This window comes from Streptomyces sp. NPDC048270 (assembly GCF_040652335.1).
Classification (GTDB): domain Bacteria; phylum Actinomycetota; class Actinomycetes; order Streptomycetales; family Streptomycetaceae; genus Streptomyces.
In genome coordinates, this window is sequence record NZ_JBEZLV010000021.1 from 1 (window position 1) to 18,520 (window position 18,520).

Below are 18,520 nucleotides of genomic sequence, written 5' to 3' on the forward strand. Positions count from 1 at the left end.
ACCAGCTCCAGCGGCAGACCCTCGAACACGGTCGGGACGGTGTGGCCGCCCATGCCGTTGCCCGCGTCCACGACCACCTTCAGCGGACGGATCGCCGTCAGATCGACCAGGCCGCGCAGGTGCTCCGCATAACCCTCCAGGGTGTCCTGCTCGGTGACCGTTCCGGGCTCGGTGCCGGCCGCGATCGCCGGAGCGCCCTCCACCGACCACTTCTCCACCAGCTCACGGATCTGCGACAGACCCGTGTCCTGACCCACCGGAGCCGCACCCGCCCGGCACAGCTTGATCCCGTTGTACCGCGCCGGATTGTGCGACGCCGTGAACATCGCACCCGGCAGGCCCATCGACCCCGACGCGTAGTACAGCTGATCCGTCGAACACAGACCGATCAGCGTCACATCCACCCCACGCGCCGCGGCACCCCGAGCGAACGCGGCCGACAGACCCGGCGAGGACGGCCGCATGTCATGGCCGACCACGATCGCCGAAGCCTGCGTCACCTCCACGAACGCGGCACCGAACAGCTCCGCCAACGACTCGTCCCACTCGTCCGGCACGACACCACGCACGTCATACGCCTTGACGATGTTCGAAAGGTCGGGCATGTCCACTCCTCCACGGGTGACCGGATGTGCTCCGGACGCTACCCGCCGCCCTCCCCGCCCCGGCCCGCCCGCGCCCATACCGCTGAGGCTTTGGCAGATCGCCGTCACCCGGGGAGGGCCCCGCCCCGCTCCCTGTACCAGCGCGCCGCCCGGTCGAGCCGGGCCAGCGGTCCGGGCCCCGGCGCGATGCCCGCGAGCCGCCATGCCGTGTCCGCGCGGTACCAGTGGTCCCCGGCCAGCAGCGTGAACTGCCGCTCGCTCACCCATCCCGGAGTCCCGGCCAGCGCGTCGAGGCAGGCGGGCCACGGCCAGTCCTCGGCGGGACGCCCCGCCAGCACCCGGTGGCGCACGAGGGCCTCGACGAGGTCGCCGTTGCGCACCGGCTCCGGATGGTGGGCGTGCAGGACGCCCGAGGCCCCGGCCGCGTCGCCGCCGCCCAGCCCGAACGCCACGATGAGCCGTGCCAGATCGCCCACGTCGACGAACGAGGCCAGCCCCTCGCCGCCGCCCCACCCGGCCGGTACCCGCCGGAACGCGTCGACGAGGGCCGGTACGACCCACCGGTCGCCCGTTCCCAGCACCAGCCCCGCGCGCAGGACCAGTCCGCCCGCGTCGAGCACCGGCCCCTCTCCCGCCAGGCGGCTGCGACTGGCCGGCGACACCGGAGCGGGCGTCAGCTCGCCGACGTCCGGCCCGCGGTGCGGGCCCGGACCGTAGACCGCGCAGGTCGACAGCTGAATGATGCGCCGCACGCCCGCCCGCCGCGCTTCGGCCACCAAGGCCCCGGTCCCGTCCGTGTTGACCGCGGCGCACCGTGCGGCGTCCGGTCCGACGTAGGAGGCCAGCGACAGCAGGACGTCCGCGCCCTCGCACACCCCGCGCAGGGACGCGGCGGCGGCCAGGTCGGCGTCCGCCCACCGCACCGCGGGTCCGGTGGCGGGGGGAGGCGTACGGGACACCGCCCGCACCGCAGCCTCCGGCGCCTGCACGGCCAGCCGGCGCAGTACCGCCGACCCCACGAAGCCCGTCGCCCCGGTGACGACGACGCGGGGCGCGCTCACACCAGCTGCTCGGGTTCCGCCGGCTCCGCCGGGGCCCCCGGGGCTCCCGGGGCCGCCGGCCGGGAGGGTCCGGACGGCTCCAAGGTCAGCCGCAGGCTCGCGCGGGTGTCCTCCGTGGCGACGGCGGGCAGCAGGTAGCGCCACAGCGAGGCGATGCGCTGCGGCAGGTCGGCCCGGCCGGTGGACGCCTGGGAGAAGAGCTGCGCCCCGGTGAAGGAGCTGACCAGGACCCATGCCAGCTCGTGGTCGTCGACGTCCGGCTGGAGCTCCCCCTTGGAGCGTGCGAAGCGCAGCTGCTGGCGGAACTCGAGGACCCAGGCCTGGTACGCGACGTCATCGCGCAGGCCGAACTCCCCCTGCTCGACCGCCAGCCGTACGCCGGCCCGGAGCACGGGATTGTGCTGGAGCTGCTCGGCCAGGTAGAGGGTGATGTCCACCAGGTGCTGCAGTCCGTCCTCGCCCTCGGGGAACTCCAGGCCGTCGCCCTGCCCGACCATGACGGCGTAGGCGAGTTCCTCCTTCGAGCCGAAGTGGAAGTACATCCCGCCCTGTGTGACGTCCGCCCGCTTCATGATCTTGCTGATGCTGGCTCCGCTGAAGCCGAATTCGTCGAAGACCTCCGCCGCCGCGCGCAGGATGGCCGCCCGGGTCTGAACTGCCCTTAGTTGAGGCGCCCGTTGGCGCTTGCGGTCGGACATCGGGGTACCTAACTTCCTCGACAAAAAAAACGAACATCCTTTATTTTAGGACCCATCGCCGTACAGCACCAGCTCATGTCCGACGTTTCAAGGGGGGCTCAACCATGACTGTGTCAGCTGACCACTCCGTCTCGACCGTCTCCGTACTCAGCAGCGCGTTACCGCGCGAGTACGTGCACAAGAGCGCACACTCCGAGGTCCTGCTCACGGGGTGGCGTGCCGTCGCGCCCGACGAGTACGTCATCACCGCCCAGTGGCCCCGGGCCCACAGCTTCTACTCGCCGGACGCGAGCGGCCACCACGACCCCCTCCTGCTCGCCGAATCCGTCCGGCAGGCCATCCCGCTCCTGAGCCACGTCGCGTACGACGCCCCCTTCGGACACCGGCAGATCTGGGACACGTTCACCTACTCGATGAACGCCGGCGCCCTCGTGGTCGGTTCGGCGCCCGCCGACATCACGCTGCACATCGCCTGCTCGGACGTCACCCGCCGGGGCCGAAGACTGGCCGGCCTCACGATGCACGTCACCGCCACCCGCGAAGGGGAGCTGCTGGGCACCGCCGAGGCACGTTTCACCAACCAGCCGCAGGCCGTCTACCAGCGTCTGCGCGGCCACAACGCGGACCTCGCCCAGGTGGCCGCGCGCATGATCCCGCTCCCTCCGCCGCTGACGCCCCGCCGGGTGGGCCGCGACCGCTTCCACGACGTGGTCCTCTCCCCGACGAGCTCCACGCACCGCACCCAGCTGCGGACGGACGTCAACCACCCGATCCTCTTCGACCACCCCGTCGACCACGCCCCGGGCATGCTCCTCCTGGAAGCCGTCCGGCAGGCCGCCTACGGCTGCGCCTTCCCGCGGCGAGGGGTGCTGACCGACCTGGAGATACGGTTCTTCCGCTATGCGGAGCTCGATTCGCCCTGCTGGATCGAGACGGCCCCCGCCCCCGGCGGGATGACCGCGTCGGGCCGCCTCCCGATCCGCGTCCACGCCCGCCAGGACGGCGCGGACGTCTTCACGGCCACCGCGACGATCAGCGCGATCCCCGCCCTGTCCCTCTGCTCCTCGCTCTGACGCGGCGTCCGGTGTTCCGGTTCCGGGGCCACGCTCCCGCCGGGACACCGGACGGCCGGCAGTTCAGCTCCATCACGGCCGGCTTCACCGGCTGATTCAGGTACGTGCACCCAGCGCGGCCACGGCGCCGACCATCCGGTCCCAGAACCTCCCGGTCTCCAGGGTCATCGCGACCCGCGCGTTGACCGGGATGTCCAGGGAGCGGTGCAGGTCGACGACCGTGGCTCCGCGCGTGTACCGGCCGTGCAGCTCCACGACCACCCCCGCCGGCACACAGTGCACGAGACCGGCATCGATGACCCGGGCGACGGCGACGGGGTCGTGCAGCGGCGGACTCTCGAAACCCCACAGCCTGCGATAGGTGCCGGCGAAGAACGACAGCAGTCCGGCGCAGGTACGGCCGAGCTCGGTGCCGAGCCCCTCGAAGCGGGCCAGCACCTCGGGGGTGGCGAGCGCCTGATGGGTCACGTTGAGCCCGCACATCGTGAGCGGCACACCGCTGCGGAACACGATGTCCGCGGCTTCCGGATCGGCCTGGATGTTGAACTCGGCGGCCGGAGTGCGGTTGCCGCGGTCGGTGGAGCCGCCCATGAGGACGATCTCCCGGATGTGCGCGGCGGCGTCGGGGTACCGGGTGATCAGCAGGGCGATGTTCGTCAGGGGCGCCGTCGGCACGAGGGTCACGGGCTCGGAGTGCGTGGTCAGGATCCGGTGGATGAGGTCCACGGCATGCTCGGGGACCACGTCCACGGTGGGTTCGGGGAACCGGGGCCCGTCCATGCCGGACTCCCCGTGGACGTCGTCCGCCACCGCCAGCGGCTGGACCAGCGGGCGGTCGCAGCCGGCGGCGATGGGCACGCCCGTGATGCCCGCCACCGTGCAGACGCGGCGCGCGTTCAGGGTGGTCTTGGCGAGCGTCTGGTTGCCGGCGACCGTGGTGATGGCGAGCAGGTCGACCGCGGGATCCCCCGCCGCCAGCATGATCGCCAAGGCGTCGTCGTGGCCGGGGTCGCAGTCGATGATGATCGGAACAGGCACGCTCACTCCTCACAACCGGGGCATCCTGGGCATCTGCCGCACCCAGTCTGCCCCTTCGCGATCCGCGGCTCACCGGAAGGACCGCGTGGCGGCGCGGGGACGCGGGGCCGCCACCGCCGACCCGGACGGACGGCGGGCCGGGGCCGTCAGCGATCCGTACGGACCCGGCCGGGACCGTCAGCGATCCGTATGGACCCGGCCCGGCGGCGTCAAGGTCCCGTTACGGGGTGGCCGGGGCCGGCCGGGTACGGGGATAGCTTCGGGTGCGCGCTCCGATCGCCTCCCCGCGCCCGGGGCGCCGTCCGCCACTCGTGGTTCCTCAGGGAGGGCCCCATGTGTTTGTTCCAGTACGACGACGATCCCGAGCCTGAAGAACGGACCCCGGCCGGGCTCCTGTACGTGCCGGCCCGGCCGGGAGGCGCGCACGTCACCGTGCGGCTGTTCCGCACCCCCCTGGGGGCCCGCACCGCCGTCGGCTTCACGGGCCCGGACCGGCTGGCCGCCACGCTCGGCGCGGGCCAGCCCTGGATCCGGCTCTCCGCGGCCGCGCTGCGTGCGATGGCCGAACCGCTCGGCGCGGCCCTGCTGACCGTGGACCCGGCCCTCACCGCCCCCGCGGCCGCCCCGGCCCCGGTCGCCCCCCTCCCGCCGCGCGCGGCCGTGGGCGCGGCCGCGGCAGCCCGACGGGAGGGCGCGTCGTGACCACGGCCCTGCTCTCCGAGGTCCGCACGGGCGCCGGCGACCTGTCCGTCTGGCCCGCCTCCACGACACCCCTCCCCCAGGGCGGCCTGGCGGTGGGCGGAGTGTCCCTCGCCGAGGCCGCCGAGCGGTTCGACACCCCGCTCTACCTCCTGGACGAGGGCGAGGTGCGCCGGCGCTGCCGGACCTACCGCGACGCGTTCCCCGGCACCGAGGTCCTCTACGCCGCGAAGGCCTTCCTCTCCCGGGCGATGGTGCGCTGGGTCCGGGAGGAGGGGCTGGGCCTGGACGTGTGCTCCGCCGGAGAGCTGGAGCTCGCCGTCACCGCCGGCTTCCCGCCCGAGCACATCGTGCTGCACGGCAACGCCAAGTCGCCCCGCGACCTGGCGGCGGCGCTGCGGCTCGGCGTGGGGCGGATCGTCATCGACGGACCGTCGGAGATCGCCCGGATCGCGGCCGCCGTCGGTCCCGGGAGGCGCCAGAAGGTCATGGTGCGCGTGGTGCCGGGCGTCTCGGCCGGCGGCCACGACAAGATCCGTACCGGTACGGAGGACCAGAAGTTCGGCCTGTCGCTCACCGACGGGGGCGCGCAGCACGCCATCGCCCGGATCCTGGGCCAGCCCCGGCTCGAACTGACCGGCCTGCACTGCCACATCGGCTCCCAGGTCACCGACGTGAAGCCGTACCTGGTGGCCCTGCGCCGCCTGGTGGGCCTGATGGCCCGCGTCCGGGACACGCACGGGCTCGTCCTGCCCGAGCTGGACATGGGCGGCGGCCACGGCGTCGCCTACCGGCCCGGCGAACCGGCCCTCGACCCGGCCGCGCTGGCCCGCCGGATGCGCGCCGAGCTGGTCCGGGGCTGCGCCGCGGCCGGGCTGGCCGTGCCGCGGCTCCTCATCGAGCCCGGCCGGGCCGTCGTGGGGCCGGCCGGTGTGGTTCTGTACCGCGTGCTGGCCGTCAAGCACACCGGCGAGAAGGTGTTCGTCGCGGTCGACGGCGGCATGAGCGACAACCCGCGCCCGGCCCTGTACGGGGTGCGCTACGCGCCCCGGCTGGTCGGCCGCTCCTCGGCCGCCGAACCCCGTACGGCCATGGTCGTCGGACGGCACTGCGAAGCCGGGGACGTGCTCGCGGCGGACGTGGAGCTGCCGGGCGACGTCCGCCCCGGCGACCTGCTCGGCGTGCCGGTGGCCGGGGCCTACCAGCTGTCCATGGCCTCGGGCTACAACCTCGTCGGCCGCCCCGCGGTCGTCGCGGTCCACGGGGGCTCGGCCCGGGTCCTCGTACGGCGCGAGACGCTGGAGGACTTCCGCAGCCGGGACGTCGGCGCGTAGCGGCCGGGGCCGCCCCCCTGGCGCGCGGGCGGCCGTCAGGACGTCGTCTGCTCGGCCGCCCGCCAGACCGTGGTGATGTTGCAGAACTCGCGGATCCCGTGGCCCGACAGCTCGCGCCCGTACCCGGACCGCTTGACTCCGCCGAAGGGCAGGGCGGGGTGGGAGGCCGTCATGCCGTTGACGAAGACGCCACCCGCCTCCAGGTCCCGCGCGACCTGCTCGACGTCCTGCTCGCGGCGGGTCCAGAGGTTCGAACTGAGCCCGAAGGGAGTGTCGTTGGCCCGTTCGACGGCCTCGTCCAGGCTGCCCACCCGGTACAGGGTGGCGACGGGCCCGAAGGCCTCCTCCTGGTCGATGCGCATGGCGGGGGTGACGCCGGCCAGCACCGTCGGTTCGTAGAACCAGCCGTCCGCGTGCCGGGGCGGGCGCCGGCCGCCGCACAGGACGCTCGCGCCGTGCCGTACGGCGTCGTCCACCAGCTGCTCCAGGTCGCGCCGCCCGGCCTCGGTCGCCAGCGGTCCCACGTCGGTGGACTCCTGCATCGGATCGCCCACCGTGAGCGCCCGCATGCCGGCCGTGAACCGCTCGGCGAACTCGTCGTGCACGTCGGTGTGGACGATGAAGCGCTTGGCGGCGATGCAGGACTGCCCGTTGTTCTGCACGCGGGCGGTCACCGCGGTGCGGGCGGCCCGGTCGATGTCGGCCGAGGGCATCACGATGAACGGGTCGCTGCCGCCGAGCTCCAGGACCGTCTTCTTGACCTCGTCCCCGGCGACGGAGGCGACCGCGCGCCCGGCGGGCTCACTGCCCGTCAGGGTGGCCGCGGCCACCCTCGGGTCGCGCAGTACGCCCTCCACCGCCGCCGAGCCGATGAGCAGGGTCTGGAAGCAGCCGCGGGGGAAGCCGGCCCGGTGGAAGAGCTCGCCCAGGTAGAGCGCGGTCTGCGGGACGTTCGAGGCGTGCTTGAGCAGGCCCACGTTGCCGGCCATGAGGGCGGGCGCGGCGAACCGCACGACCTGCCACAGCGGGAAGTTCCACGGCATCACCGCGAGGATCACGCCGAGCGGCCGGTAGGCCACCCGGACGGCCGCCGCTCCGGCGTCGCGCACGTCGTCGGGGGCGGGGTGCTCGTCGGCGAGCAGGGACTCGGCCCGGGTGGCGTACCAGCGCATGGCCTTCGCGCATTTGGCGGCCTCGGCGCGGGCCGCCGCCAGCGGCTTGCCCATCTCCGTGGTCATGGTCCGCGCGATGTCCTCGGTGTCCGCCTCCAGGAGCGCGGCCGCGCGGGTCAGGAGCCCGGCGCGCTCCGCGAAGGAGGTGCGGCGGTACGCGGCCGCCGTGGCCGCGGCGTCCGCGAGGCACCGTTCGATGCCCCGCGCGTCGAGCGGGTCGAAGGTGCGCAGCGTCTGGCCGGTGGTGGGGTTCACGGTGGCGATGGGCATGGTGGGACCTTCCTACGGGGCGGCCGCCTCTCTCGACCCTCCCCCGCGCGGCGGGCCCGCGCAACGCGGCGCACCGGCCTGCGGGGCCGGCGGGGAGCGGGGCGCCGGACCGCGCCGGGGCGTGCGGGGCGGGTCAGACCGCGTCGTCGCACGCGGGGCACCGCAGGTCCGCGTGCTGCGGCGGGTACCACGGGGCGCCGGGGTCGGCGGCGGCCGTCCAGGGGGCTGCTTCCATGGCGAACGTGTCCCTGCCGCAGAGGGTCCGCGGCCCCGGGGCGGAGCTCCGCCCCGGGGCCGCGGGCGCGGCGTGCACCCGCCTGACGGACAGGTCCGGCTGGTTCACCTCGTACATCACGACGATCCCGCTCATACCTCGACGGTAGGCGGCCCGGGAGCGGCCCGCCCGCCGTCCGGCGCCGGCCAGTACGCGGCCTTGTCCCGGGCCGGCAGCAGTACGGCCGCCAGCAGCGGGAAGACGGCAGCCAGGGCGAACAGCAGCGGGTAGCCCTGGGCGGCGATCAGCGCGCCGGCCAGCGGCGGGACGAGGACCACGGCGGCGTGCTGGCCCATCCCGTTCACCCCCAGGGCGCGGCCCGCCCAGTCGGGACCGGCGTATTCGGCGACCGCGGTGTTGTGCAGTCCGTTGGTGCTGACCGTCAGGCCCGAGGCCAGCAGCAGGGCCGCCGTGCCGGCCGCGGAGTTCCACGCGGCACCGGCGGCGAGCAGGGCCAGGTCGGCCGTGGTGACCAGGGCGAGCAGCCGCATCGGCCGGATCCGGCTCGCCACGGTGTCGGACCACCAGCCGACGAGCAGCCGCACCCCCGCGCCGGCCAGGTTGGCGGCGGCCAGTACCCCGCCGGCGGTGGCGGCGGACCAGCCGCGGACCTCGGTCAGGAAGAGCAGGGCGAATCCGGTCACCACGAACTGCGGTACGCACAGCGCGGCGGCGGCGCCGTGCAGCCGCCACAGGTAGCCGCCGCGGTACGGGGACGCGGAGGCCGGTGCGCCCGCCGGGCGCCGGGGGCGCGGCGGATCGGCCGCGCACAGGGCGATCGCGATGCCCGCCGCGCCGCACAGCGCGGCGCAGAAGGCGAAGGCGGCGAAGAGGCCGAAGTGGTGGGCGAGCGGCGGCAGGGCTGCCGCGGCCACCGCGGTGCCCAGCGGCTGCGAGGCCTGCCGGGCGCCCATCGCGATGCCCCGGCGGTCGGGCGGGAACCAGCCGATGACCAGCCGCCCGGAGGCGGAGTTGACGGAGGAGCCCGCGGCGCCGGTCAGGACCAGCAGCGCCGCCAGTGTCGGGGCCCCGTGCACGGTGGCGGCGGCGGCCGTGGCCGCGGCGGCGATCAGCAGTCCCGCGGACAGCGCGAGCCGCTCCCCGTACCGGTCGGCCACCACTCCCCAGCCGATCAGGCCGAGCAGGACCCCGATGATCGGGCAGGCGACGAGCAGACCGGCACCGGCCAGGGAGAGCCCGAGTTCCCGCTGGAAGGCGGGGATCAGGTAGGCCAGACCGTAGAGCACCGTGGTGCTCGCGGCCTGGCCGCCCGTGCCCAGGGCGAGCATCAGCCAACTGCGCGGAACCCTCTGCTTGTTCATGCCGCCAGCCTAACGAGGCAGCCGGAATGTGAGACGAATGATTTCACATGGCGAGACAATGTTCCCCGCCCCCCTTCGGCCCGCACATCCTGACGAATCATCAGGTCAAGCGTCCCGGACTCTTGACTCCGCGGGCGGCAGTGGCGATCGTTTGGCATCACACCCTGTTCGGGCCATGACAATTGAGGCCGCGCGCCCCTCCTCGACCGAAGACGTGAGTGATGACGATGACTGGACACCCGTACCGCCGGCATCGGCCCCTCGCGGTGCTCGCGCTGTTCCTCGCCCTGGTGGCCATGGTGCTCGGCCCCGCGGCGACCTCCTCGGCCGACCCCGGCTGGTGGAACCCGGTCGCGCGGCCCGCACCCGACTCGCAGATCAACGTCACGGGCGAACCCTTCAAGGGCACCGACTCGCAGGGCCGGGTCCGCGGCTTCGTCGACGCGCACGACCACCTGATGTCCAACGAGGGCTTCGGCGGCCGGCTCATCTGCGGCAAGCCCTTCTCCGAGCAGGGCATCGCCGACGCGCTCAAGGACTGCCCCGAGCACTACCCCGACGGCAGCCTCGCGGTGTTCGACTTCATCACCAAGGGCGGCGACGGCAAGCACGACCCGAACGGCTGGCCGACCTTCAAGGACTGGCCCGCACACGACTCGCTGACCCACCAGCAGAACTACTACGCCTGGGTCGAACGGGCCTGGCGCGGCGGCCAGCGCGTCCTCGTCAACGACCTGGTCACCAACGGCGTGATCTGCTCGGTCTACTTCTTCAAGGACCGCGGCTGCGACGAGATGACGGCGATCCGCCTCGAAGCGCGCAAGACCTACGACATGCAGGCCTACGTGGACAAGATGTACGGCGGGCCGGGCAAGGGCTGGTTCCGGATCGTCACCGACTCCGCGCAGGCCCGCGAGGTCATCGAGCAGGGCAAGCTCGCCGTGGTCCTCGGCGTCGAGACCTCGGAACCCTTCGGCTGCAAGCAGATCCTGGACATCGCCCAGTGCAGCAAGCAGGACATCGACCGCGGCCTGGACGAGCTGCACCAGCTGGGCGTGCGCAGCATGTTCCTGTGCCACAAGTTCGACAACGCCCTGTGCGGGGTCCGCTTCGACCAGGGCGCCCTCGGCACGGCCATCAACGTGGGCCAGTTCCTGTCGACGGGCACCTTCTGGCAGACCGAGAAGTGCCGGGGCCCGCAGCACGACAACCCCATCGGCCTCGCGGCGGCGCCCTCGGCGCAGAAGCAGCTCCCGGCGGGCGTGGCGGTCCCCTCCTACGCGGCGGACGCGCAGTGCAACACCCGCGGCCTGAGCGAGCTCGGCGACTACGCGGTGCGCGGCATGATGAAGCGCAAGATGATGCTGGAGATCGACCACATGAGCGTGAAGGCCGCGGGCCAGGCCTTCGACATCCTGGAGTCCGAGTCGTACCCGGGCGTGATCTCCTCGCACAGCTGGATGGACCTGGACTGGACCGAGCGGGTGTACCGCCTGGGCGGGTTCATCGCCCAGTACATGGGCGGCGCCGAGGGGTTCAGCGCGGAGGCCAAGCGCACGGACGCCCTGCGCGACAAGTACGGCGTGGGCTACGGCTACGGAACGGACATGAACGGCGTCGGCGGCTGGCCCGGCCCCCGCGGCGCCGACACCCCGAACCCGGTGCGCTACCCCTTCCGCAGCACCGACGGCGGCTCGGTCGTCGACAAGCAGACCACCGGCGCCCGCACCTGGGACCTCAACACCGACGGCGCCGCGCACTACGGCCTCGTCCCGGACTGGATCGAGGACATCCGGATCGTCGGCGGCCAGGGCGTCGTGGACGACCTGTTCAAGGGCGCCGAGTCGTACCTGACCACCTGGGGCGGCTCCGAGAAGCACAAGGCGGGCGTGAACCTCGCCGCGGGCGCCGCCGCCTCGGCCTCCTCCGCCGAGTGGAACCCGTTCACCAGCTACGCGCCGGGCCGGGCCGTGGACGGCAGTACGGGCACCCGCTGGGCCAGCGACTGGAGCGACGACCAGTGGCTGCGGATCGACCTCGGAGCGCCCGGCCTGGTCAAGCGCGTCACCCTCGACTGGGAGCGCGCGTACGGGAAGTCGTACCGCATCGAGCTGTCGTCCGACGGCACGAACTGGCAGTCCGCGTGGTCCACGACCACCGGCGACGGCGGCCTGGACACGGCGCAGTTCACCGCCACCCCGGCCCGCTACGTACGGGTCCACGCCACCCAGCGCGGCACCCAGTGGGGCTACTCCCTGCACGAGGTGGGCGTCTACAGCAGCTGACGCCGAGGGGGTTCCCCGGGGCGTGTCCGCAGGGCCCTCGGCCCACGACCGGAGGGAACCCCCATGGCACGGATGCCGTCGGCGCAGCGGCGCCGGCAGCTGACGGAGGCCGCGATCCGCGCGATGACCCGGGACGGCGTCGCGCGGACGACGACCCGGTCCATCGCCGCCGAGGCGGGCGTGTCGCTGAGCGTCTTCCACTACTGCTTCGACTCCAAGCAGGCCCTGCTGGAGTCGGTCATCTCGACGATCACCGACCACTACATCGCGGTGGTGAAGGAGGCCATCCAGCCGAAGGCCACCCTGCGGGAGACGGTCCGGGCCGGCTTCCAGGCGTACTGGGACCACGTGGCGGCCCACCCCGGCGAGCACATGCTCACCTACGAGCTCACGCAGTACGCCTTGCGGCAGCCGGGCTTCGAGCACCTGGCCCGGCGCCAGTACGAGCTGTACGCCGACACCTACACCGCACTCCTCGAACAGCTCGGCCCGGACCCGGGCTTCGAACCCCGGGTGCCCGTGCCGGCACTCGCCCGCTACCTGGCGGCCATGACCGACGGGATGACGCTGAGCCTCCTGGTGCTCGGCCACGACGCGGCCGCAGCCGATGTCCTCGACACGATCGCCGACCACGTCGCCGGCCTGGTCGGCGACACCGCCGCCGGCCTGCGCACCGGCCCGTAGCCGGCAGCGCTCGGGCCCCCGCCCCGCCGAGGGCGGTGCGGGGGCCGCCAAGCGGGTCAGGACCGGTACAGCAGCAGGCTCAGCACCTCGTGGAGGACCGACTCCGGATCGATCACGGCCTCGGGCGTGCGCCAGGCCACGAAGCCGTCCGGGCGCACGAGGACCGCTCCGGTCTTCGTCGTGCCGTGGACCTCGGCCCAGTCGGCCCCCTCCTCGGGGGCCAGGTCGGCCTCCGGACTGGTGCCGATGGCGTACGCGTCCAGGCCGAGGCCCAGCCCGGCCGCCACCGACCGGGCCGCCGCGCGCCAGGGCGTGCCCTCGGAGCTGAGCAGCACGAAGGACCGCTCGTAGAGGTCCACCGTGGACTGCCGCCCGCCCGTCCCGTGCAGCCACATGTGCGGGGCGCGCGTGCCCGGATCGCCGGCCAGCCGCATCCGTTCGGGCACGACGGGCTGCTCCGGGTCGGCGCCCAGCACCGCGCCCACCGCGTAGCGGTAGCCCATGGCGACCGTGAGCACTCCGCCCGGCCGTCCGCCGCCGCGCGGACCGGGGGCCGGCTCCGGCTCGTACCCCGGATGGCTGTGCTCCGCCGAGCGGGCCGAGGCCCGCTCGCTCGTCGCCCGCGCGACGGGCAGCCGCTCGGCCTCGTAGCTCTGCAGCAGTCGGTGCCCCGCCGCGCCGTTCAGCACGGCGGCGAGCTTCCAGGCGAGGTTGTGCGCGTCCTGGATACCGGTGTTCGAGCCGAACGCACCTGTCGGGGACATCTCGTGGGCCGAGTCCCCGGCGAGGAACACCCGCCCGGCCCCGTACCGTTCCGCGACGCGCTCGGCGGCGTGCCACGGGGCCTTGCCGGTGATCTCGACGTCCAGATCGGGCGCCCCGACGGCCCGGCGGATGTGCTCGACGCAGCGCTCGTCGGTGAAGTCCTCCAGCGTCTCGCCCTGGTCCGGGTGCCACGGCGCGTGGAAGACCCACCGCTCCTGGTTGTCCACGGGGAGCAGCGCCCCGTCGGCGTCCGGCTTCGTCAGGTAGCAGACGATGAAGCGCCGGTCGCCGACCACCTCCGCGAGCCCGCGGGAGCGGAAGGTGATGCTCACGTTGTGGAAGAGGTCCCCGGGGCCGGTCTGGCCGATGCCGAGCTGCTCCCGGACCGGGCTGCGCGGTCCGTCGGCGGCGACGAGGTAGTCCGCGCGCACGGTGCTGTGCTCCCCGGTGTCGCGGTTCTTGACGACCGCGGTCACACCGCTCTCGTCGGTGTCGAAGGAGAGCAGCTCGGTGGAGAACCGCAGGTCCGCCCCGAGCGCGGGGGTCACGGACATCAGCACCGGCTCGATGTCGTTCTGGCTGCACAGGCACCACGCCGACGGGCTGAAACGGGCCAGCGCGCCCCCGGGGTCGATCTCCTGGAACAGCCACTCCTGATCCTCGCCGGTCAGCGAGCCGCCCTGCAGGATGCCGTGATTGTCCGCCAGGACCGAGGCGGCCTCGCGGATCCGGTCCTCCACACCGGCGACCCGGAACAGCTCCATGGTCCGTACGTTGATGCCGCGTCCACGCGGATGCATCGAGGTGCCCGCATGCTTCTCGACCAGCATGTGCCTGATGCCGTGCCGGCCCAGAAACAGCGAGGTGCACAGGCCCACCAGCGAGCCGCCCACGATGAGGACAGGGACGCGGTGGTCGACGTTTTCCTTCATGGCTCTTCCATGCCCTGTGCGAGGGGCGTTCCCTCGCCCGTTCACCCGCTTGGTTCTCCCCTCTCGCGCCGATGGCACTACCGGACCACGATCGGTTCGGGTGGCGCCGCCCCCGTGGCGACCGCGATATGCCGAAGGAGTGTGAACGATGACGACCTTGTCGGAACGGATATCCCAGTCCGCCTTCGACGGCGCGAGGCTTCGGGTCGTACTGCTGCTGGACCTGTACGACGGGGCTCAGAATCAGTTCCTCGAGGTCTACGAGCACATGCGCCGGCGGGTGTCGTCCGTTCCCGGGCACATCCGCGACGAGTTGTGCCAGTCCATCGAGAACCCCTCGCAGTGGCTCATCACCAGCGAATGGGAGAGCGCCACGCCCTTCCTGGCCTGGCTGAACAGCGAGGAGCACGTCGCGACGGTCCAGCCGCTGCACGGCTGCGTGCGCGACACCCGTTCGCTGCGGTTCAGCGTGCTGCGGGAGACCGGCAGGGACTCCGTGCCCGGCACGGATCCGGCCCCCGTACCGATCGCCTCCGCTCCCCGCCGGGGGGACGGCGTCGTACGCCACGCCCTCACCTTCACGGTGAAGCCGGGCAGCGAGGCCGCCGTCGCGAAACTGCTGGCCGGGTACGCCTCCCCGCAGGCCCGGGTCGACGACAAGACCCGGCTGCGCCGCACCTCCCTCTTCATGCACGGCAACCGCGTGGTGCGGGCCGTCGAGGTGGAGGGGGACCTGCTCGCGGCGCTGCGCCACGTGGCCCAGCAGCCCGGGGTCCGTGCGCTGGAGGAGGCCCTGAACCCGCACCTCGAGCAGGACCGGGACCTCGGAGATCCCGGGTCCGCCCGGATGTTCTTCACCCGTGCGGCGCTCCCCGCGGTCCACCACGTGGCCTCGGGCGGGTCCGAGGCGCGGGACACCGCGCGGCACGCGCTCTTCTACCCGGCCAAGGACGGGTGCGGCACTGCGCTGGCGCGGCTGCTGGCCCGCCAGGACGAGGCCGCGGTGGACGACCCCGCGAGCCCCATCACGGCCAGCACGGTCTTCCAGCGCGACGACGTCGTCGTCCGGCTGGTGGACCTGCGCGGCCCGCTCGACGCCCGGCCCGCCCTGGCGCTGGGCGTCGAGGGCAGCCACAAGGCGGCCGTACTGGCCCGGCTGCTCGACAGCCACAAGGACGGCGTCCCCACGACCGACGACGAGCTCACCCGTTTCCTGTGGCGCTCCGAAATGCGTCTGATCACCGACCGGCGTGCGCCGGCGCAAGCCTGAGGAGAGGTCCGTCATGACCGCTGGACTGACTCGACTGACGATGGATGAGCTGGCCGCTCTGATGCACAAGGGCGCGGGCGTCACCGTCGACCCGGCGGCCATGGCCGCCCGCCCCGACGCGGACTTCGCGGAGTGGGGGCTCGACTCCCTGGGGCTGCTCGGCATCGTCGGGGAGCTGGAGAACCGGGGCGGCCGGCCCCTGCCCCCCGACGCGGAGCGGTGCAGGTCGCCGCGGGAGTTCCTGGACCTCGTCAACAGCACGCTGATGACCGACGCCTGACGCGGCCCGTGCGCCCAGCGCCCCGGGACCGGCTCCGTGCCGGTCCCGGGGCGCTGTGGCGCCGGGCGCCGCCGTCACCCGGGGACGGGGACGGTGCACTCGAAGGCGTGCAGGTAGGCGTTGACCGGGCGGACCTCGCCGACCACCAGGCCCGCGTCCTCCATACGGGCGAGCAGGCTGCCCTTGGTGTGCTTCGCGCCGCCCACGTTGAGCAGCAGCATCAGGTCCATGGCGGTGGTGAACCTCATCGAGGGGGTGTCGTCCACCAGGTTCTCGATGATGACGACCCTGGCGCCGGGCCGGGCCGCCTGGATCACGTTCCGCAGGGTCCTGCGGGTGCTGTCGTCGTCCCACTCCAGGATGTTCTTGATGATGTACAGGTCGGCGGCGACCGGGATGGAGTGGCGGCAGTCGCCGGGGATGATGTCGGTCCGCCCGGCGAGCGGTCCGCCGTCGCGCAGCCGGCGGTCGGCCTTGGCCACCACCCCCGGCAGGTCGAGCAGGACGCCCCGTACCGCGGGGTGCTTCTCCAGCAGGCCGGCCAGCACGTGCCCCTGGCCGCCGCCGATGTCCGCGACCACCGAGACGCCGGTGAGGTCGAGGAGTTCCGCGACGTCCAGGGCCGACTGCGTGCTGGAGGTGGTCATGGCCTGGTTGAACACGTGGGCGGACTCGTGCGCGTCCTGGTGCAGGTAGTCGAAGAACCCCTTGCCGTACAGGTCGTGGAACACGCTGCCGCCGGACCGTACCGCCTCGTCGAGCCGGGGCCAGGCCTGCCAGGTCCAGGGTTCCGTGCACCACAGGGAGATGTAGCGCAGGCTGTGCGGGTCGTCCTCGCGCAGCAGGCGTGACATCTCGGTGTGGACGAAGGTGCCCTCCGTCGTCTCCTTGAAGATCCCGTAGCAGGAGAGGGCGCGGAGCAGCCGGTGCAGCGGCTGGGGCGCGGCGTTCACCGCCGCGGCGAGGTCGTCCGAGGTGGCGGGCGCGTCCCCGAGGGCGTCGGCGACGCCGAGGCGGGCGGCCGCCCGGACGGCGGCGGCGATCGCGGCGCCGAAGACGAGCTCGCGCAGCCGCATGGCCGACTGGGGGGCCGCCGTGTCGCCGGAGGCGATGTCGACGGAGGCGATGTCGACGGTGACGTCGACGGTGGGGGCGGTGGTGAGGGTGGTGGTGACGGTGTTGGGACTTACCGTGGTCATACGGCCTCGATTCTCCTGATGAGGGGGAACACCGGTCAGCACATCCCCGTGGGTTGCGAGGTCTCGCACCGGTTGCCGAGGAAGCTGTTGCCGGATCCCGTCCCCTGGTTGGCCAGGTCCGCCGGCTTGTTGCCCTTCACCTCGTTGTCCCTGATCACGTTGTCGGTGTTCGTGGCGCCCACGAAGCTCTTGAAGAGCAGGATTCCGCCGGACAGCGGCGAGGCGCCCACGTTGCCGCGGATCGAGTTCGAACGGATGAGCGTCTCTTCGGCTCCGGTGAGGACGATGCCGGCCCCCTGGATGTCGGGGAGGCGGGTGTTGCCGCGGCAGAACTTGTTGTTCTCGTGGATGCGGTTGCCGCGGATGGTCATGTCCCCGGCGCCCGGCTCGCCCTCGTCGCCCACGACGAAGATCCCGCCGCAGTTCCCGGTGAGGACGTTGTCGTTGACGGAGAGGTTGCGCACCCGCCTCACCGTGACGCCGATCCGGTTGCCGGTCAGCGTGTTGTTGCGGACGACCGCCCCGAGGGTGTCGGTGGCCCCGCCCTCGCGGTCGATGGTGTTGGCGACGAAGATCCCGGACTCCGCGTTGTCGCGGGCGATGTTGTTGCGGAAGGCGCCCCGGGTCGACCTCTCCTGGGCGATGCCCCAGGTGCCGTTCTTCTCGGCGGTCACCTGCTCCACGGTCATCCGGTCGGTGCGGGAGGCCCAGATGCCGCTCTTCTTGAAGCCCGTCAGCGTCAGCGACCGGATGCTCACCCGGTTGACGGTCTTGTCCGCGGCTCCTATGACGCAGATGCCGTTGCCCGTCTGTGCGCAGGGGCTCTCGGCGCGCGCCGCCGGGAGGGGCGCGGCCGGCGGCGTGATCACGGTGGTCGCCCCGGAACCCCGCAGGGTCAGGGACTTCGTGATGTGCACGCTCTCGTGGTAGGTGCCGGGGAGCACGAAGATGATGTCTCCCGGCCGTGCGGCGTCCACCGCTTCCTGGATCGATTCTCCCGGATGCACCGTGCGTCGTGCCGAGGCGGCCGAAGGCGCTGCCGCGCCGAGGCCTGTGGCCATGACGACTGAGATGCATGCGAGGACCGTGAGCTGTCGGTTCGTCACGATTTTGAAGTTATGGGGGATCAGGTCCGCTCGCCACACCGGCTGAGCGGATGGATACATACCGGTGGCAAACGGGCTCATTTAGAGGTCCGGACGGGTGGCCGCCCCGCGCGCCGCCTTGGCGGCCGGGGCGCGTCCCGCGGCCCGCCTCCTCGGCCGTCCCGGCGGGGGCGTTGCCCGCCCGCGCGGCCGGGCAGGTGGCCGGGGGTTTCCCACCTCGGCAACCAGTACGGGAACCACTGGGTGCTCAACAACCAGTACGGCGGTGCGACCGCAAATCTGTGCACCGGCTCCAACGGGGCCGGCTGCGGCGGCCCCATCGCCGCCGAGACCGGCGTCCACGCCCATCTGACGCCCGTCAACTCGGTGCGCCTCAACCCGTAGCACCCCCTCGGTGGAGCAGTGTCCGGAGCCGCCGCCAGCGGGCTCCGGACGTACCCGCTCCTGCCCCGA

The 18,520-nt window shown here is 73.0% G+C and carries 17 protein-coding genes and 1 pseudogene; 8 read left to right on the plus strand and 10 right to left on the minus strand.

Features of this window, described 5'->3' with window-relative positions; translation table 11 throughout:
* The 3 genes and pseudogenes from manB to AB0D66_RS19770 all read right to left on the minus strand — a co-directional run.
* A pseudogene (gene manB / locus AB0D66_RS19760) lies at positions 1 to 605 on the minus strand (phosphomannomutase/phosphoglucomutase); the annotation flags it as partial.
* 104 nt (positions 606 to 709) lie between these two features.
* Entirely contained in the window at positions 710 to 1,666 is a 957-nt protein-coding gene (locus AB0D66_RS19765) for an NAD(P)-dependent oxidoreductase (RefSeq protein ID WP_362304747.1), read from the minus strand.
* Positions 1,663 to 2,364, minus strand: coding sequence for a ScbR family autoregulator-binding transcription factor (locus AB0D66_RS19770; RefSeq protein ID WP_362304750.1), 702 nt, complete (start codon positions 2,362 to 2,364; stop codon positions 1,663 to 1,665). The genes AB0D66_RS19765 and AB0D66_RS19770 overlap by 4 nt, the downstream gene beginning before the upstream one ends.
* Positions 2,365 to 2,468: 104 nt before the next feature.
* Here AB0D66_RS19770 and AB0D66_RS19775 point away from each other — a divergent pair, with 104 nt between their 5' ends.
* Complete coding sequence (locus tag AB0D66_RS19775; RefSeq protein ID WP_362304753.1) at positions 2,469 to 3,437, plus strand: ScbA/BarX family gamma-butyrolactone biosynthesis protein; 969 nt, start codon at positions 2,469 to 2,471, stop codon at positions 3,435 to 3,437.
* 96 nt (positions 3,438 to 3,533) lie between these two features.
* Here AB0D66_RS19775 and AB0D66_RS19780 read toward each other — a convergent pair whose 3' ends face one another.
* Positions 3,534 to 4,475 (minus strand): nucleoside hydrolase, encoded by a 942-nt coding sequence (locus AB0D66_RS19780; RefSeq protein ID WP_362304756.1) that lies wholly within the window; start codon positions 4,473 to 4,475, stop codon positions 3,534 to 3,536.
* Between the two features lie 333 nt (positions 4,476 to 4,808).
* Here AB0D66_RS19780 and AB0D66_RS19785 point away from each other — a divergent pair, with 333 nt between their 5' ends.
* Together AB0D66_RS19785 and lysA are read left to right on the plus strand one after the other, a co-directional pair.
* The gene (locus AB0D66_RS19785) at positions 4,809 to 5,177 is read left to right on the plus strand and encodes an SAV_915 family protein (protein WP_362304759.1); all 369 of its coding nucleotides are present in this window, start codon (positions 4,809 to 4,811) and stop codon (positions 5,175 to 5,177) included.
* Positions 5,174 to 6,508, plus strand: a complete 1,335-nt coding sequence (lysA, locus tag AB0D66_RS19790) for a diaminopimelate decarboxylase (RefSeq protein ID WP_362304762.1) — start codon at positions 5,174 to 5,176, stop codon at positions 6,506 to 6,508. Before AB0D66_RS19785 ends, lysA begins: the two co-directional genes overlap by 4 nt.
* A gap of 35 nt (positions 6,509 to 6,543) precedes the next feature.
* On the opposite strand, the gene AB0D66_RS19795 is transcribed toward lysA, so the two are convergent.
* The 3 genes from AB0D66_RS19795 to AB0D66_RS19805 all read right to left on the minus strand — a co-directional run bounded on the left by AB0D66_RS19795 (position 6,544) and on the right by AB0D66_RS19805 (position 9,546).
* Positions 6,544 to 7,950: an NADP-dependent succinic semialdehyde dehydrogenase gene (locus AB0D66_RS19795; protein ID WP_362304765.1), complete on the minus strand. Its 1,407-nt coding sequence runs from the start codon at positions 7,948 to 7,950 to the stop codon at positions 6,544 to 6,546.
* A 133-nt stretch (positions 7,951 to 8,083) separates the two neighbouring features.
* A complete protein-coding gene (locus AB0D66_RS19800) occupies positions 8,084 to 8,320 on the minus strand; it encodes a hypothetical protein (protein WP_362304768.1) in 237 nt (78 codons plus the stop codon).
* The gene (locus AB0D66_RS19805) at positions 8,317 to 9,546 is read right to left on the minus strand and encodes an MFS transporter (protein ID WP_362304771.1); all 1,230 of its coding nucleotides are present in this window, start codon (positions 9,544 to 9,546) and stop codon (positions 8,317 to 8,319) included. Before AB0D66_RS19805 ends, AB0D66_RS19800 begins: the two co-directional genes overlap by 4 nt.
* Before the next feature lie 221 nt (positions 9,547 to 9,767).
* On the opposite strand from AB0D66_RS19805, the gene AB0D66_RS19810 reads away from it, so the two are divergent.
* Both AB0D66_RS19810 and AB0D66_RS19815 read left to right on the plus strand, forming a co-directional pair.
* On the plus strand, positions 9,768 to 11,831 hold the full coding sequence (locus tag AB0D66_RS19810) for a discoidin domain-containing protein (protein ID WP_362304774.1): 2,064 nt from the start codon (positions 9,768 to 9,770) through the stop codon (positions 11,829 to 11,831).
* Between the two features lie 63 nt (positions 11,832 to 11,894).
* Entirely contained in the window at positions 11,895 to 12,515 is a 621-nt protein-coding gene (locus AB0D66_RS19815) for a TetR/AcrR family transcriptional regulator (RefSeq protein WP_362304777.1), read from the plus strand.
* Positions 12,516 to 12,571: 56 nt separating this feature from the next.
* Here AB0D66_RS19815 and AB0D66_RS19820 read toward each other — a convergent pair whose 3' ends face one another.
* Entirely contained in the window at positions 12,572 to 14,212 is a 1,641-nt protein-coding gene (locus tag AB0D66_RS19820) for an FAD-dependent monooxygenase (protein WP_362304780.1), read from the minus strand.
* A 148-nt stretch (positions 14,213 to 14,360) separates the two neighbouring features.
* Here AB0D66_RS19820 and AB0D66_RS19825 point away from each other — a divergent pair, with 148 nt between their 5' ends.
* Together AB0D66_RS19825 and AB0D66_RS19830 are read left to right on the plus strand one after the other, a co-directional pair.
* Positions 14,361 to 15,482 (plus strand): SchA/CurD-like domain-containing protein, encoded by a 1,122-nt coding sequence (locus tag AB0D66_RS19825; protein ID WP_362304783.1) that lies wholly within the window; start codon positions 14,361 to 14,363, stop codon positions 15,480 to 15,482.
* Positions 15,483 to 15,495: 13 nt separating this feature from the next.
* Positions 15,496 to 15,762, plus strand: a complete 267-nt coding sequence (locus AB0D66_RS19830; RefSeq protein WP_362304786.1) for an acyl carrier protein — start codon at positions 15,496 to 15,498, stop codon at positions 15,760 to 15,762.
* A 74-nt stretch (positions 15,763 to 15,836) separates the two neighbouring features.
* Here AB0D66_RS19830 and AB0D66_RS19835 read toward each other — a convergent pair whose 3' ends face one another.
* Entirely contained in the window at positions 15,837 to 16,961 is a 1,125-nt protein-coding gene (locus AB0D66_RS19835; protein WP_362304789.1) for a methyltransferase, read from the minus strand.
* 35 nt (positions 16,962 to 16,996) lie between these two features.
* Positions 16,997 to 18,067 carry a right-handed parallel beta-helix repeat-containing protein gene (locus AB0D66_RS19840; protein ID WP_362304792.1) on the minus strand — a complete coding sequence of 357 codons (1,071 nt, stop codon included), beginning with the start codon at positions 18,065 to 18,067 and terminating at the stop codon, positions 16,997 to 16,999.
* A gap of 243 nt (positions 18,068 to 18,310) precedes the next feature.
* Here AB0D66_RS19840 and AB0D66_RS19845 point away from each other — a divergent pair, with 243 nt between their 5' ends.
* Complete coding sequence (locus AB0D66_RS19845; protein WP_362304795.1) at positions 18,311 to 18,451, plus strand: hypothetical protein; 141 nt, start codon at positions 18,311 to 18,313, stop codon at positions 18,449 to 18,451.
* The last annotated feature ends 69 nt before the right edge of the window (positions 18,452 to 18,520 follow it).

Coding starts and splice junctions, on each gene's coding strand:
- AB0D66_RS19775 (WP_362304753.1), top strand. CDS start 2,469: ATGACTGTGTCAGCTGACCACTCCGTCTCGACCGTCTCCGTACTCAGC.
- AB0D66_RS19815 (WP_362304777.1), top strand. CDS start 11,895: ATGGCACGGATGCCGTCGGCGCAGCGGCGCCGGCAGCTGACGGAGGCC.
- AB0D66_RS19830 (WP_362304786.1), top strand. CDS start 15,496: ATGACCGCTGGACTGACTCGACTGACGATGGATGAGCTGGCCGCTCTG.
- AB0D66_RS19835 (WP_362304789.1), bottom strand. CDS start 16,961: ATGACCACGGTAAGTCCCAACACCGTCACCACCACCCTCACCACCGCC.
- AB0D66_RS19770 (WP_362304750.1), bottom strand. CDS start 2,364: ATGTCCGACCGCAAGCGCCAACGGGCGCCTCAACTAAGGGCAGTTCAG.
- AB0D66_RS19800 (WP_362304768.1), bottom strand. CDS start 8,320: ATGAGCGGGATCGTCGTGATGTACGAGGTGAACCAGCCGGACCTGTCC.
- AB0D66_RS19785 (WP_362304759.1), top strand. CDS start 4,809: ATGTGTTTGTTCCAGTACGACGACGATCCCGAGCCTGAAGAACGGACC.
- AB0D66_RS19805 (WP_362304771.1), bottom strand. CDS start 9,546: ATGAACAAGCAGAGGGTTCCGCGCAGTTGGCTGATGCTCGCCCTGGGC.
- AB0D66_RS19820 (WP_362304780.1), bottom strand. CDS start 14,212: ATGAAGGAAAACGTCGACCACCGCGTCCCTGTCCTCATCGTGGGCGGC.
- AB0D66_RS19795 (WP_362304765.1), bottom strand. CDS start 7,950: ATGCCCATCGCCACCGTGAACCCCACCACCGGCCAGACGCTGCGCACC.
- AB0D66_RS19825 (WP_362304783.1), top strand. CDS start 14,361: ATGACGACCTTGTCGGAACGGATATCCCAGTCCGCCTTCGACGGCGCG.
- AB0D66_RS19810 (WP_362304774.1), top strand. CDS start 9,768: ATGACGATGACTGGACACCCGTACCGCCGGCATCGGCCCCTCGCGGTG.